The organism is Aquiflexum sp. (assembly GCF_041749095.1).
Classification (GTDB): Bacteria; Bacteroidota; Bacteroidia; order Cytophagales; family Cyclobacteriaceae; genus Aquiflexum.
The window spans coordinates 1-14,611 of the sequence record NZ_JBGTCA010000422.1; the positions used below are offsets into that span (position 1 = coordinate 1).

The window sequence follows — 14,611 nt, forward strand, 5'->3', positions numbered from 1 at the left end:
GTGTAAATGATATAAACAAGATTTTCGGGTGAAGGTGAAGGGGAGACTTTGGCTGAGGGCATTTGATTGATAACTTCAAGATCCTTGTCCATTACCAAGCGATTGATTTTATCTCCGAAGTTTTTTGAAGTTTCAGAGGAGCATATCACCATATCCGCCCCTGTATCCTCAATCATATAATCAATTCTGTCAGCAGGAAAAAAAGGGTCAATAGGGACATATGCACCTCCTGCTTTGATAATTCCAAAAATCGCAATGACCATTTCCAAAGAGCGGTCAAGGCAAATGGGCACCGGATCTTCAGAATTGATACCGATCTTTTTCAAGTAGTGAGCCAATTGATTGGACTTGGAGTCAAGTTCGCTGTAGGTAAGTTGATTACCTTCAAATTCAATCGCAATAGCATCAGGGTTATTTTTTACCTGATTTTCAAAAAGATCAAGAATTGTAATTCTTTCATCCAAAGAGGTAGCGGTATCATTGACCGTTTTAAGGAGAGATGATTTTTCTTTCGGGTTTAAAATGTTCAACTGACTTATTTTCGATTGAGGAAACAACCGGATTGAATCCATTAGTTGTAAATAATGATCAATCATGCGATTGATAAAATCCTCTCCAAATACATCACTTCTAAAAGAAATTGATCCATTGAGATATTGATCTGATTCTTCAAATTCAAAGACCAGAATAGCATTGAGGTCTTTGGGGTATTGACCATTAGGGTTGTTTATTTTATCATTATAAGCTAGATACTGTTCCTTTTTAAAAAAACAAATGATATTCAAAAAATAGTCACTGATTTGGTCATTTTTCACGCCATTTATCAATTCACTAAAGGTAATATTGCTGTTTTCAATAGCTTCGTAAAAAGTCTGCTTTGAGTTTTTAATAACACTATCAAAAGAAAATCCGCTTTCAATTCGTGTTCTAATTGGCAAAGGATTTAAATCTATTTCGGATAAATTATACCGATGTGTATCTTTTAAAAATGCATTATCTATTGATGTGCCAATACAAAAATCATGCTGGCTACTATAGCGATAAAGTAGCACTTGGAGGCTACTGATTACAGTAAAAAGAATGGATGATTCCCCAAACAAATTATTGATTTTATCAATTGAGATGGAATCTTTTGGGAATTGGACTTTCAGAAAATCGCCTTTCTCATCCAATGGTCCGAATGGATCTCTGGGTAATTGAAGGGGTTCAAGGCCTTGAAGCTTTGATCTCCAAAATTTTATACTTTCTCCACTATCTTTTTTGGATAATAGGTCATTTGGGCTTTTCAGGATCGACATAATTAATAGCTATAAAAAGATACTCAAATATTAATCGTTGTGGTTTAGGATTGTTTCAATTCCAATGGATTTTTAGTATTTAGAGGAAAATTTATAGGCGAGTGAATGTCTAATGAGAAAGGTAATAATTCTATAAATGAAAAGAAAAGAAAACATTTTTCTTTCCTTCTTGTATCTTCACATATTAAAAATCAAAAAAAATTAAACATGATGAAAAATCTTAAATTTTATTCCATTGCAATTATGGTTCTTTTCTTTACTGCTACAGAATTGACCTTTGCACAAATGCAAGCCCCTGCGGCAAGCCCTGCGGCTTTTGTGTCGCAAAATGTTGGATTTACCAAAATCAGTATTGACTATTCTTCACCTGCAATGAAGGGAAGAAAAGTTTTTGGTGATCTTGAAAAATATGGTGTTTCTTGGAGGGCTGGCGCAAATGCTGCCACTACGATCGAATTCAGCACAGGGGTAAGTATTGGCGGAAAAAATATCCGTCCCGGAAAGTACACAATGTTCATCACTCCCCAAGCTTCAGGTGATTGGACTGTTCGTTTGAACGGAAAAGGAAATTCTGTATTCACCTACATGAAAGATGGTAAAATTGATGAGGAAGCTTTGGCTAAAGATGATGTGGTAGCTATTAATGTTACGCCAAGAATGGCAGCAGATTCTCACGAAAGACTTTCTTACACAATATCTGCTGAAGATAATAAAGTAGCCAAAGTAACCATGGCTTGGGACAAAGTAAGGTTATCATTTATGATAGATACCCAAGTGGATCAAAAAATGGAAGGCTTCAAAGGAGCATTCTAAAATCCATATTTGCCATTAAAGCAAACTCCCACAGATTATTTGAAATCTGTGGGAGTTTTTTATGGGCCAAGAAATCAGTCAAATATCAATTTACCTTTAGGTTCTGGAATGGGAATTCCTTCTTCCTTAGCAACCTTTATCCAAAGGTCGATAGCAATTGAGCATTTTCTAAAGCTTCATTGGCGGTCTTTCCATGAACAATCAAGGTGGTTAGGGTAATTCTGCAATAAATGAATCGTTCTCTTTACTCCAATAGATAATTACTTCATATTTATGCATAATTCAAGGTAATTTATAGTTTCTTCATTTCGGAATGCACTTCCAAACTGCCCACTGCACACTGAGACTGCCAACTACTGCCCACTGAGACTGCCCACTGCGCACTGAGACTACCGACTGCATACTGCTACCCACTGTAAAACCTGCAAACTGCGACTGCCTACTGACCACTGCGACTGCCCACTGACATCACTCTTTCCAGTCAACCCCAGTATCCTTCCATTTTTTCTCATTAGCCGAATCCAAAACTGCTTGACAAACTTTTTGTGTTTCCAACGCATCCTGAAATGTAGGATGGCATGGTTTGCCTGTTTCAAGGGAATGGAAGAAATCAGCAGCATGATGGATAAAGGAATGCTCATAACCAATGGAAGTACCGGGAATCCACCACCTTTTCATGTAAGGTTGTTCTCCTTCTGTGATATGGATTTTTCTCCAACCCCTGACATGGGCTTCATCATTATGATCAAAGTATTCCAGCCAGTTCATATCATGCAAATCCCATCGGATAGAGGCATTTTCCCCGTTAATTTCAAAGGTATATAGTGCCTTATGTCCTCTTGCATATCTGGTTGCTTCAAACAGGCCGAGTGAACCGTTATCAAAATGGCAATGGAATAAACAGGCATCGTCAATTCCTACTTTTTGTACATTTCCACTTTCCTGATGGACCCGTTCTTTGACGAAAGTTTCAGTCATAGCTGACACATCAGCGATGCCGCCATTGAGCCACATAGCCGTATCGATACAATGTGCTAAAAGGTCTCCTGTCACTCCGGAACCTGCTGCATCCACATCCAATCTCCAGAGTCCATCCCCTCCTTGTGGGAGTTCGGGATTGATCGTCCAGTCCTGAAGGAAATTAGCCCTGTAATGGAATATCTTTCCCAGTTTACCGGAATCTACGATCTGCTTTGCCAATGTCACGGCTGGCACTTTTCTGTAATTGTACCAAACTGTATTTTTCACTCCTGCTTTTTCTACAGCTTTGACCATTGCTTCTCCTTCTTCAACGGTTTTAGAAAGTGGTTTTTCACAAAGGATCATTTTTCCTGCGGCTGCAGCAGCAATGGCTATTTCTGCATGGGAAGAATTGGGGGTGCAAATGTCCAATGCATCGATATCTTCCCGCGCAATTAATTTCTTCCAATCAGTTTCATAGGAGGAATAACCCCATTGCGCTGCAAATGCTTTTACCTTGTCTTCGCGTCTGGCACAAACTGCCTGTAATACAGGTTGGTAAAGATATTCAGGAAAGAAATCGGGTATTCTTTTGTAGGCATTGGTATGGATTCGGCCCATTAAACCTGTCCCTATCATTCCTATTCGGATTTGTTTTTTATTACTCATGGTTTAGATGAATTTTAGATTTTAGAGTTTAGATTTAAGATTTTAATTCCAGTAGAAAATGGAATTAGAAGTTAGAAAAGCAAAGTGGATTTGCTTAAATCCATTTACCTGATAACCACTGTCAGATTTTGGAGTCACCGTCATGCTGAACCTAGAGAAGCATCTCCTAAGGTCTAGGAAATGATAAATACAAGCATAAATAGTCCCTCTAGAGATTCCTCGTGCCTACCAATGACATAAATCGGAGCGGTACGTCACCCGTAGGAAGGGTCTCCTGAGGATCAGTAAATGATAGAATTAACATTAATAGATCCTTTTGAGATTCCTCGTACCTCGGAATGACGGGCAGCTTGATGTCATTCCCCTTTCTGTAAGTGCCAATTTTCTCTACTACTACCAAAGACGGAACAAATCTTTATCCTCTTCAGTCTCCCTTCCCTCAACATCGCTCATCCGTCATCGGACATCCGACACTTACCCCACCCATCCATGCGCTTCCCTGACTTTGATCATGGCAGCGAGGATATCATTCCAAGTTTCCTGCTTTCCCATGACAGCATTGGGGAACATACAGCCATCCCAACAAATATGGTTGAAGGCTTTTGTAAGTTGACCGTCTGCATTTCGCAACCAATGTCCTGCATCATGGGTAATATCTAATTTTCCATTGGGATCTGTGGCTAAGCAGTGTCTTCCTGTTTTGTCATGAGAACCTGAACCGAAAACAGTGCCGTCATTTTGAGCCACATGGAAATCAATCGTCCAAGGGCGTAAAGCTTTGGTGAGTTTTTTGAAAGCTTCATCCAAAGTCTCCCGATCATTCCAGTCAAAATCTTTTGGAAGGATTCTGTCATCAGGACTATTGTATCCCAACATGTACAAAAAGGTGTGGGACATATCTGCCTGAAAACCAATATTAGGTCTATTTGTCTGATCAAGGGTATCAATCATTACTTTCCAACTGTGCATACCACCCCAACAAATCTCACCTTCCGCCGCAAGTTTTTCTCCAAAATCGGCAGCCACATCGCAGGCTTCCCTAAATGTCTGGGCAATGAGTTTGGTGTTGTTTATGGGGTCTTTTGCCCAGTTTTCTACACTACTGGCAGAATCAATACGAACCACACCATATTGCCTTACCCCTAGGTCTTTGAGTTTTTGGCCGAATGCACATGATTTTCGGACCATTTCTACAAATAATGCACGGTCTTCTTTACTGCCCATTGCCGGCCCTCCCCAAATCGGAGCGACCAAGCTTCCGATATTCAGATTGAGGTTTTGGACTTTTTCGGCCAATCGTTTGACGCCGTCATCAGACATGTCCAAGTCGATATGGGGGTCAAAGAGGCCAATATCGATACCGTCAAATTTCACACCGTCCACTTCTGCAGTAGCGGTATATTTCAGCATTTCGTCAAAAGAAATAACAGGCTCAGAATCTGGCCCTTTTCCAACAATACCTGGCCAAGTGGCATTGTGTAGTTTAGGATAATTATTTTGGGACATGGTTTTTTTTGGTTTTATTATTATTGATTTTTTATTGATAAGGTTATCCGCATTCTTGTCAGTTAGGCTTCATCCTTGTTTAAAATTGACGATGACCGATGGCCGATGTAACGGGCATTGAAGCATCTAATCATAAATTCTTTTTTTTTTGTTCAGTTACTGACATGATTGCGGACAAACATTATTTAGTGAATTGATAAATAGTAAATTTTTATTTAGGTATTTGGTTAGAGATCAACGGTCCACATACATCGGTCATCCGACAACTTTCAAAGCTTCAAATCCGGGTTATTCGGCCCGAAGTGTTTCAGCATCACAATGGGATCTGTCTTAGAATGGTTTGTTATCCTGACTCCCTGCTTGGCTGCTTTTTCAGTGACAAAGAATTCATCATGGGTCAATTGACCATACCTTATCAAGGCAGGGGTCTCAATGTCCCAAACACCCATTTTTCCATGACCCTGCATCATGATCAGCCCATAAGCAGCATTATCGGTAATGGTAATTGTCTGTCCTGGTAAGATCGTCAGTTCCTTGGCACTGAAATCATGGGAGAGATAACAAATCCAGTTTTCAATATAGCCATTGGATTTCATATTTTCCAGTTCAGAGACTGGTTTTGGTAACATAAATCGGGTTTCCAGAATATTGGGATTGGTATTCAGTTCCCAGTCAATGACTTCTACCAATAGGTCATAATCGCCAATTCTGTCTTTTGGAGTGCCGTTCCATAACAACTCATCGGGAATAATGGCCTCATTGACCAAAGATTGGTACATGGCGAAAATATCCGAAGCCTTCTGTGGCTCATAGGTGCACAAACTACCCGGGGCATGCAGCATTCCCGGAGGTACATCCCAACCAGTACCGGGCTCCAATTTGAATGCTTGGGAATAGTTGGTGATTTTATTGTCACCTTTATTGAAATTCATCAGACATTCTTTGATCTGCTCTTTGGTAGTTCCGGGTGCAATGCCAAAAAAGGTATAGGGAAAATCACCACCGTGATTATTGAGTTGTGGTGGGAAATAATACGCTTCGGGCTTTCCCTTCTGACCTGTCATGGCCGCATATTCATCATTGTGATGAATGTGGTGGGGTAGAGGTCCCATATTATCAAAAAATTTGGAATACATGGGCCAGCTTTTGTACTTTTCCCAGATACGTTCACCGATGATTTCACTGCCAAGATTTTCGATGGCATCTTTCAGCAAAAACTGCTTTTCTTCTTTACCATCCTGAAAAACCACCGGACTCAAACCTTCATTTTTTCCGGTCAAAGGGCCGTTTTGGGCAGGGGTAGTAGAAGACAGCCATCTTTCATCAATGCCACCTCTTGCGCCACCTAAGACATAATAGTCATCTGGATGCAATTTGATTCTCCGTCCCGGAACACAAAAAGACCTGGGTACCCAAGTAGGTGCTAATCTGAGGATTCCTTCTCCTTGTTCTAATGCTTTTTTTGCCAAACTCATATTTTTTTGGTTATTGGGTTATCTATTAAATACTTTATTGCCAATTCTGATCCTGTAGGTTATTTTAATCATTCCAGATATTTTTTGATATTAAGATAATCATTGATATCTGCCCGAAGCAGGCATGTTGGATATTATATAGGGTTTTTCTGGTTAATTTCGATTAAGTTTTTTAATTCTTCTGTTGCGTTCAAGACCTTTATTTCAAGATCATAAAATCTTTTTTCGTTTGGAGCCAATTGAATCAAAGTACCTTCTTTTCGGGCTTTGGTCTGTCCAATTGGGGGATTGGTGGCAGGTTCCAATGCAGTGACATACTCTCCTTTTCCCCAATGCTGCCAATTGATCAGCCAAGGGAGTTGGTTGGTGTTGAATTTAATGGACAGGCCTATTCCTAAATTTTGGTTGACAAATCCACAGGTGCAATTTCCATCCTGATCTGATTGAGGGGTGATGAACGCAACATCCTCCCCAAATCCAGCATGTTCATCCATTGGAGCTGAACACTTTTTGAAATTATTATTGGCATTGAAAATCCTGTTTTGGGGGTTATTGTCCATCGAATGCCAACTGCCTTTCCAAATGATATCTGTGCCTTCGTCAATCAGAGGATACCCACAGTTGATATGATACAATAGCATGTGAGGGGCAATTGTGTTTCCCTTATTGGTAACCTCATCCCGAATTCTAATCAAAGCTTGCCCAAGTGTTGCGGAAATTGTTCTTTTCAACTCAATGCTTGGCCCAAAAGTCGTTGTCTCCCTGATGAGGCCCGTGATGCACATTTCCATTTTCCCATTAATGGGATCGGGTTGTTGAATAGAAATATTCTCTGCCGCAATGTTGCTGTAATTCCCGTGAAGCCCTCTTGAACCGGACTCATCAGATTCAGGGCCTCCGATATGGGATAAACCGCAGGTGGTCAGCAATCCGCCGCCAAAAGTTCTTAGCCAATCAATTCCATTATTTGAAAAGGGTTGTGGTGCTACAACCCCTGCATGGCTGATCCAAGCCAAACTGCTGGCATTGAAAAAAGCATCAGCGATGTCCATGCCCCTGTCCAAAACAACCTTATATCTAAGGCCGGTCCCTGTATTGACCCAAGCAATCCCGACACCTTTTCCCGTGCCATTGTCCAGAACGGAAGTTTCTATTCCGCCAAGTTGTTGGGAGTTTGAAATCTTGTCTTTCCACAAGGGAGTTTTCATCTGTACAGATTCTATGAGTAAACAAAAATTAAGTTATTATCAATAAATTAATCCTCTATCCTGTTCTATCTTGCTTTTTCAGTTTATTGGTAAACAAATTAAATGAATAGGACTTGGAGACATTACAACACTTTTAACATTAGGTAAAATACATAATTTATTGATTAAATATCTTTCATTTACAAGTGATTTTTGCCAGTGCAAGAAATGTGGTTTAAATGGAAAGTTGAATCAGAATTAGTATGGAAAAAAAGTGAAAACAGATGTTAGCAAGGTCAAATTTTCCCACCCATAAAATAACTTTTCAAGTTATCACTTAATGGCAAGCCATTCTTTTCTATTTGTATAATTTGAATGACAATTAACCTTAAACCTATGAAAAAATGAAACCAAACAAATCACTTCCAATTATTGCTGTATTGATATATTTTTTGCTGGGATTTGATCTTTATGCTCAAAGTTCCAAACAGGATATTTATGAACTGAGGACGTACCATATTGAAAATAAAGATCAGGAGAACCAAGTAGACAATTACCTGAAAAATGCCTTGCTTCCAGCATTACATAGAAACGGTGTTGGAAAAGTTGGCGTTTTCAAACCGATCTCTTCACAGCCTGATGCAGGTAAAAAAATATATGTTTTCATTCCCTATAAATCGATGAAGCAATATTTGGCATTACCGTCAAAACTTGAAAAAGATAATATCTATTTGGAGGCAGGGAATCCTTATATATATGCTTCCCATAACAACCCACCTTTTAAAAGGATTGAAACCGCATTGCTTCAGGCTTTCACAGGCATGCCGAGATTTAAAGAGTCCAATGTAACTGGCGCCAAAAAAAATCAGGTGTATGAATTGCGAAGTTATGAAGCTGCGACAGAAAGACTTTATAGACAAAAGGTGAAAATGTTCAATGAAGGAGAAATTGAAATTTTCTTCAAGCTTGACTTCAATCCCGTGTTTTTTGCAGAGACATTGGCAGGTGCACAAATGCCAAATCTGATGTATATGACCTCTTTCCCCAATATGGAATCAAGAGATGCCCATTGGAAAGCTTTTGGGACTGACCCTGATTGGGACAGAATGAAGGTAATGGAAGAATACCAGAATACCGTATCAAGGAATGATACAAGGTTGCTTTATCCAGCAGATTATTCCGATTTATAAACCAATTAATTTAATATCCCCCAAAGATTCCAATTCATTTGTTTTTGTTATGATTTATACCTTCAAAACAGAACCAAATAATAGTAAATCTTTGGGGAGTTATTTTTAGCAAGTGAGAAATTGAACTTAATATTCCTTCAAGTAAATATCTCTGAACTCCACTTTCATCGGAGGTCCCACATGTACCTGAACTCCCAAATAGCCCTTTGAACTGCTGTTTATTGGATCTTTGTCCACTACTTCACTCATCAAAATCCCATTCACAAAGTGTTGCAAAACATTCTCTTTGATAATCAGGTGCATGCTGTTCCAGTCCTCTGCATGGATCAGATTTTTCAAAGAATCCCGATCACCTAGATCCTCAACAACCAATAAGCCTTTCCAAGCATTTCTTTCAACATTATCCCTCAATTCCCCGGGAGGGTCCTGTGGTTGGATTTCTGTTTTTTGGCCCCTGTAAGCTAAAGTGGTTCTCTTCCTCTCTTCGTAATTTTGACCTGTATAGGTGTTTTTGCCATCTATATCAGCTTGATATCCTTTTAGAGCATAAGGCAATTCTGTTAGCCTTCCACTTCTGTAGTTGATGCCAGAGTTTCCGTTTTCACTAATTCTGAATTCGAGTTTCAATTCAAAGTCATCCGGTTCAGCCCCTTCCCAAATCAAAAAGGTGTTGTTTTTTACTATGGTTTCAGGGGTTATCTCTCCGATGAGGATGCCGTTTTCCACTCTCCAATAAACAGAATCGCCTTCCCAGCCTTCAAGACTTTGGCCATCGAAAATTGAAATGAACCCTTCATTTTCATCAAGACTTACGGTTTCAGTACTCTTTTCTTTATTGGGGCTTGAACCACAACCTAAAGAAGCAATTAGAATAATTGATGATATGATTAGATTTAGCTGTATGATCTTCATATATTTTCAATAAATTTTGAAATGTTAACAATAATTGAATTTTAGATATAAACCTTCCTTCTCGCTTGTCAACGGGACAGGCAATGCCTCGTGTCTACCAATTACGTAATCGGAGCGGCCGTAATGCAGCTGAAGGCATAAAATTTTATGCTTAGCTCACCAATCAATTGCCTCCTGCTTTAGCTGGAGGAAAAAAAAAGAATAATCTCCCTCGGCTTTAGCCAAACATATTACCCGATACTTTATCCTACATTTCTTTTTTGGCTAAAGCCTATTGGTATTTTGCATTTATTTATGAATGGGCTGATTCCTATTGATACCCACTACCCTTAAATACCATTTTCTTTTCTTTAAACATCAATTTTTCTTCCTCCCAATCACAAATTATTGATAAACCTCATGATTCGGATTTCCTCCTGAGATCAAATAAGCCATCAAATCTTTCAGTTCCTCTTCGTTCAGCCTGTTGATCAAACCGGGCATCATGACAGATATATCGGATAATTTCTTGCTTGTCACATCCTTCTTAGGGATTTCTCTGATGGTCTGTGGATCAAATGGATTTTGGGAAATATAATATTTCTCTTTGTCCTCGTTGGTCAGTTTGCCCAATACTGAACTGCCGTCAGCCAAATAGAATATAGTCGCTGCATATTGATCACTGATGACTGCATTTGGATGGATGGTGGATTCCAGGATGTCTTTTGTGGAAAACCTAGTCCCCAATTGGGTCAAGTCTGGTCCAACAATTCCACCCTCCCCTTGCATGGTATGACAGGATAGACATAAAGTGGCGGCATACATGCCTTTGCCTTTTACCAAATCCCTTCCTTTGAGATCATCCATTAATACCAAAGCTTCATCCACCTTCCAGTTTTTACCCGGCCCTTGCGGTTGAATAGATGAAACCATCAAATCATTCCCACTTCCTGTCAATAGAGAAGCACCCGAAACCTCATTATAATGGTCGAATTTATCAGCGCTGACATGGGTCAATGCCATTTTTCTTGCGCGATCTATAAATCCTACATAACTTCTTCCCCCTTTGTATTTGAAGGCATCATGGATCCAAGTGAAATATTCCTCTCTCAGTTCAGGTGTCCAACCGACCTTTGCATTACCAAGAACTGTCGCGTAATAGGATTGCTGTGCAGGTGGGACATTGGCCAACATGTCAGCGATATCCAATCCGTATTGGGGATTTCTCAAAATCAGATCTGAGGAAGAGGTGAAAGTTTTTTGAAAATCAGCATCATCCTTGGCCTCTTTCAACAAAGCCAATGTTTTTTCCACAGCCTCAGGGGCATCCAAATAGACCAAAACCTTACTTAGCAGCCTGTCGGTATTGTTATTGTTGGCCGGAAAATTCGGGTTTAGGTAATTGACTAGTTCGCTTCTCAAATTATTTGATGGCAAACCTTGTCTAAAGAGGTTCAATTCGAAAGCCCTGACCAAATTGACTTTTTCCGTCGCATTCAATTGTTTAAAATCAACGTTCATTAAGGCTCCTAAAATTTTTGGTTGAAGGTTTTTGTCCCCATGCCTCGAAAGTGCAATCATGGACTGAACCAACGTATTAGGATCTTTTTCTGTCAAAGCCCTACTTTCCCATTCCTTTACAGGTTGGTGCTCAAGGGCAATTCTTGCAGCATATTGGACAAATCTATCCTCATGCCTCAGATAAGGCCATAGGAAATCCGCGGCACCGGCTTTTGGTCCACCTGTGTGGAATTCCTCTAATTTTCTTCTGATCTGATGGGCTTCCGTTAGTTCAGTTTTAGTGCTTTTTTCTTCAACATCGCCATCATAATAAATTCTATAGACATCAGATTGAAGTCTTCTACCTCCTGTCATAAAATACATAGCACCATCCGGACCTATGGCCCCATCAGTAAGTGGGAGCGGAGAACCTGAAATAAATTCCTCTGCAGTGGCCGAATAAGTTGCACCGGAAGGTTCCAAAAACACGGCATAAATAATTCCAAAACTCCAGTCAAAAGCAAAAAGTGCTTTCCTGTATTTCTCAGGAAAATTTGATCCGGTTCCGAACATGACATTGGTAGGTGAACCTTGGCCAATATTCAAAGTAGCCGGTAAATTGTCAGGATAGACAGGTGACCATTTTTGATTTCCTGTTCTCCAGCCAAATTCGCTACCACTTGTTACATGGCATATTCTGGTAGGTCGGTACCAAGGCATACCAAAATCCCATTCCATATCAGAATCATAAGTGAAAAGATCGCCTGCTTCATTGAAAGCGATGTCATAGGCATTCCTGAATCCGGCACTGATCAATTCCCAATTTTTCCCTTCAGGATCAATTTTGGCAATCCATCCTCCGGGAGCCATCCTGTTGTTGGCATGACCTCTTGGGTCTTTGATGACCGGAAAAAGATTGTCCTCATCCCAAACACGGGGCAGCCTGTATGCATCCATTTCAGGAACATCAATATGATTTCCGACCACAATATAAATGGATTGTTGGTCTGGAGATAAAATCATACTGTGAGGCCCATGTTCCCCGGGATCCCCTTTCAATGATTTGATTAAAGTGATTTTATCATATTGGTCGTCTCCCGTAGTATCCTGAATTCTGTATAATCCGGTTCCTTTGTCAAAAGCATCATTCGGGTTATGATTCACCATCACATAAAGACTGTTGAAAGCGTACAATACCCCCTGTGCAAAACCCATCCCGATTTTGCTTTCACCTTCGGAACCAATCGTGAGTTTTTCAACCTTAGGTGTAAGATCCTCGGATCCTATTGCGGGTATTTCCAGCCTATAAAGTGAACCATACTGATCCGTGGCAATCATTCTACCTTTGTCATCGAATGTTATTCCCACCCACGATCCTTGCTCGTTTTCACCTGGGCTATAGAGATGCTCAGCCTTAAATCCAGAAATCAATTTTAATTTGTCCAATTTTGGATCAAGGGGTTCTGACTTCTCTTCACTTTTTCCACAGGATAATACCAGGCAAACCGAAAGAATGATCATCAGATGTTTGCCAATTGAAAGTTTTGTGAACATGTTTCTTGGATTTATTGGGTTATTTAATAAAGGTGAAATTGAAAATATTCTTTGATTAAAGGACTTTCAAGTTAAGAGAAATTGCAGCGATTATAAAACCATTCATAGGCTAAATTGCCCAATTATGGGATTTTAATTTTAAGCTAATAATTCCATTTCAGCTTTCCCGTGTCCATCAGGTGTTGTGTAAAATGGTCTTTTTTCGATTTCATAATTTGTGTCTGGAGATATGCCCAAGGTATGGTAAATCGTTTGATGAATGCTGTCTATTTTAATAGGCTTTTCCACTGTTTTACAGGGCCTTTCATCTGCTGTTCTGCCATACACATGACCTCTTTTTATGCCACCACCAAACAGCAAAATGGAACAGCCATCGGTGAAATGCCGGTGCATACCATAATTTTTCATGTCCTCAATGATGTCAGGAACCTCTACCTGATCCAGTACTTTGAGTTCAGGCCTTCCTTCCGTCAGCATGTCCCTGCTGAATTCACTGGCAACAATGACCAATGTACGGTCTAATCTTCCGTTTTCATCCAGGTCCTGTATCAAGCGTGCTATCGGCGCATCGATCATTTTTTTCATATCCTTCAATCTGGTATGTCCATTGTCATGGGTATCCCAGCCAAAGAAAGGTTCGTATTCCGTGGTCACGCTGAGAAATCTTGCACCTTGATCTACCAGTCTTTTGGCTAAAAGGCAGCCAAGTCCAAATTTCCCGGTATTGTAAATGTCGTAGCTTTCCTTGGGTTCCAAACTGAGGTCAAAGGCCTTTGCTTCCGGAGAATTCAGCAACATGTAGGCTTGTTCCATGGATCTTTTCAGGGACTCTTTTTGATAGTCACTGCCAAATTCTCCCATGGAACTTTCTTTTACCAGGTTTTCATAGAGTTGGTTTCTTGCCTCAAACCTACCGGTTGACATTCCCACAGGAGGTCTAACACTTTCCAGTCCAGTGCTTGGGTCAGGAATTAAAAAAGGTCCAAATTCACTTCCTAAAAATCCTGCACTATGGAAGGCTTTCAGTTCTTCACCTTCACCAACTGTAAACCTTTGTCCAATATTGATGAATGGGGGAATGACTGGATTAAGAGGTCCCAATTCCTTGGCAATCCAAGAACCGATATGCGGGACCACCACTGATTGCGGAGGTTCATAGCAGGTGTGCCAGTGATATTGGTGCCGGGTATGCAGGATATGACCCAAATCAGCGGCAACATAAGATCTGATCAAGGTGCCTTTGTCCATGATTTTCCCTATAGATTCCAACCCTTCAGAAAAATGAATACCATCCAAAGCTGTCGAGAATGAAGGGAAAGTACTCAATACCTCTTTTGACTCAATACCTTTTCTAAAAGACGTATATTTTTTGGGGTCAAAGGTTTCGGTATGGGCCATTCCCCCGGCCATAAACAATAAAATAACTGTATCGGCTGAGGATGGGATCGGAATCTTGGAATTGCAGGAAGAAAACAGACCTGCCATCGGTGCTCCCAAGCCCATCGTTGCGATGGTGGCAGCACTTGTTTTTTTCAGAAAATCCCTTCTGTTCAGGTTATTTTTCATGG

General features: G+C 40.2%; 10 protein-coding genes. 2 read left to right on the top strand and 8 right to left on the bottom strand.

Annotated features, from left to right (window positions below):
- Window positions 1-1,298, bottom strand: a 1,298-nt coding sequence (locus ACEW8O_RS19175; RefSeq protein ID WP_373496239.1) for an AMP-binding protein, incomplete at its 3' end; no start/stop codon positions are given.
- 210 nt (window positions 1,299-1,508) lie between these two features.
- On the opposite strand from ACEW8O_RS19175, the gene ACEW8O_RS19180 reads away from it, so the two are divergent.
- The gene (locus ACEW8O_RS19180; RefSeq protein ID WP_373496240.1) at window positions 1,509-2,111 is read left to right on the top strand and encodes a DUF2911 domain-containing protein; all 603 of its coding nucleotides are present in this window, start codon (window positions 1,509-1,511) and stop codon (window positions 2,109-2,111) included.
- Window positions 2,112-2,579: 468 nt separating this feature from the next.
- Here ACEW8O_RS19180 and ACEW8O_RS19185 read toward each other — a convergent pair whose 3' ends face one another.
- From ACEW8O_RS19185 to ACEW8O_RS19200, 4 genes are all read right to left on the bottom strand, one after another.
- On the bottom strand, window positions 2,580-3,740 hold the full coding sequence (locus ACEW8O_RS19185; RefSeq protein WP_373496241.1) for a Gfo/Idh/MocA family protein: 1,161 nt from the start codon (window positions 3,738-3,740) through the stop codon (window positions 2,580-2,582).
- 474 nt (window positions 3,741-4,214) lie between these two features.
- The gene (locus ACEW8O_RS19190) at window positions 4,215-5,246 is read right to left on the bottom strand and encodes a sugar phosphate isomerase/epimerase family protein (protein ID WP_373496242.1); all 1,032 of its coding nucleotides are present in this window, start codon (window positions 5,244-5,246) and stop codon (window positions 4,215-4,217) included.
- A gap of 269 nt (window positions 5,247-5,515) precedes the next feature.
- Complete coding sequence (locus ACEW8O_RS19195; RefSeq protein ID WP_373496243.1) at window positions 5,516-6,721, bottom strand: class I mannose-6-phosphate isomerase; 1,206 nt, start codon at window positions 6,719-6,721, stop codon at window positions 5,516-5,518.
- A 134-nt stretch (window positions 6,722-6,855) separates the two neighbouring features.
- The gene (locus tag ACEW8O_RS19200) at window positions 6,856-7,929 is read right to left on the bottom strand and encodes an aldose 1-epimerase family protein (protein WP_373496244.1); all 1,074 of its coding nucleotides are present in this window, start codon (window positions 7,927-7,929) and stop codon (window positions 6,856-6,858) included.
- Window positions 7,930-8,312: 383 nt separating this feature from the next.
- Here ACEW8O_RS19200 and ACEW8O_RS19205 point away from each other — a divergent pair, with 383 nt between their 5' ends.
- On the top strand, window positions 8,313-9,098 hold the full coding sequence (locus ACEW8O_RS19205) for an NIPSNAP family protein (protein WP_373496245.1): 786 nt from the start codon (window positions 8,313-8,315) through the stop codon (window positions 9,096-9,098).
- A 126-nt stretch (window positions 9,099-9,224) separates the two neighbouring features.
- Here ACEW8O_RS19205 and ACEW8O_RS19210 read toward each other — a convergent pair whose 3' ends face one another.
- The 3 genes from ACEW8O_RS19210 to ACEW8O_RS19220 all read right to left on the bottom strand — a co-directional run bounded on the left by ACEW8O_RS19210 (window position 9,225) and on the right by ACEW8O_RS19220 (window position 14,609).
- Entirely contained in the window at window positions 9,225-10,010 is a 786-nt protein-coding gene (locus ACEW8O_RS19210) for a DUF1080 domain-containing protein (RefSeq protein WP_373496246.1), read from the bottom strand.
- A gap of 384 nt (window positions 10,011-10,394) precedes the next feature.
- Window positions 10,395-13,043 carry a heme-binding protein gene (locus ACEW8O_RS19215; protein ID WP_373496247.1) on the bottom strand — a complete coding sequence of 883 codons (2,649 nt, stop codon included), beginning with the start codon at window positions 13,041-13,043 and terminating at the stop codon, window positions 10,395-10,397.
- A gap of 138 nt (window positions 13,044-13,181) precedes the next feature.
- Complete coding sequence (locus tag ACEW8O_RS19220) at window positions 13,182-14,609, bottom strand: DUF1501 domain-containing protein (protein ID WP_373496248.1); 1,428 nt, start codon at window positions 14,607-14,609, stop codon at window positions 13,182-13,184.
- Window positions 14,610-14,611 lie beyond the last annotated feature (2 nt).

Bases quoted from the DNA above. Each gene is read 5' to 3' on its own strand.
- ACEW8O_RS19180 (WP_373496240.1), top strand. From the start codon at position 1,509: ATGAAAAATCTTAAATTTTATTCCATTGCAATTATGGTTCTTTTCTTT.
- ACEW8O_RS19185 (WP_373496241.1), bottom strand. From the start codon at position 3,740: ATGAGTAATAAAAAACAAATCCGAATAGGAATGATAGGGACAGGTTTA.
- ACEW8O_RS19190 (WP_373496242.1), bottom strand. From the start codon at position 5,246: ATGTCCCAAAATAATTATCCTAAACTACACAATGCCACTTGGCCAGGT.
- ACEW8O_RS19195 (WP_373496243.1), bottom strand. From the start codon at position 6,721: ATGAGTTTGGCAAAAAAAGCATTAGAACAAGGAGAAGGAATCCTCAGA.
- ACEW8O_RS19200 (WP_373496244.1), bottom strand. From the start codon at position 7,929: ATGAAAACTCCCTTGTGGAAAGACAAGATTTCAAACTCCCAACAACTT.
- ACEW8O_RS19205 (WP_373496245.1), top strand. From the start codon at position 8,313: ATGAAACCAAACAAATCACTTCCAATTATTGCTGTATTGATATATTTT.
- ACEW8O_RS19210 (WP_373496246.1), bottom strand. From the start codon at position 10,010: ATGAAGATCATACAGCTAAATCTAATCATATCATCAATTATTCTAATT.
- ACEW8O_RS19215 (WP_373496247.1), bottom strand. From the start codon at position 13,043: ATGTTCACAAAACTTTCAATTGGCAAACATCTGATGATCATTCTTTCG.
- ACEW8O_RS19220 (WP_373496248.1), bottom strand. From the start codon at position 14,609: ATGAAAAATAACCTGAACAGAAGGGATTTTCTGAAAAAAACAAGTGCT.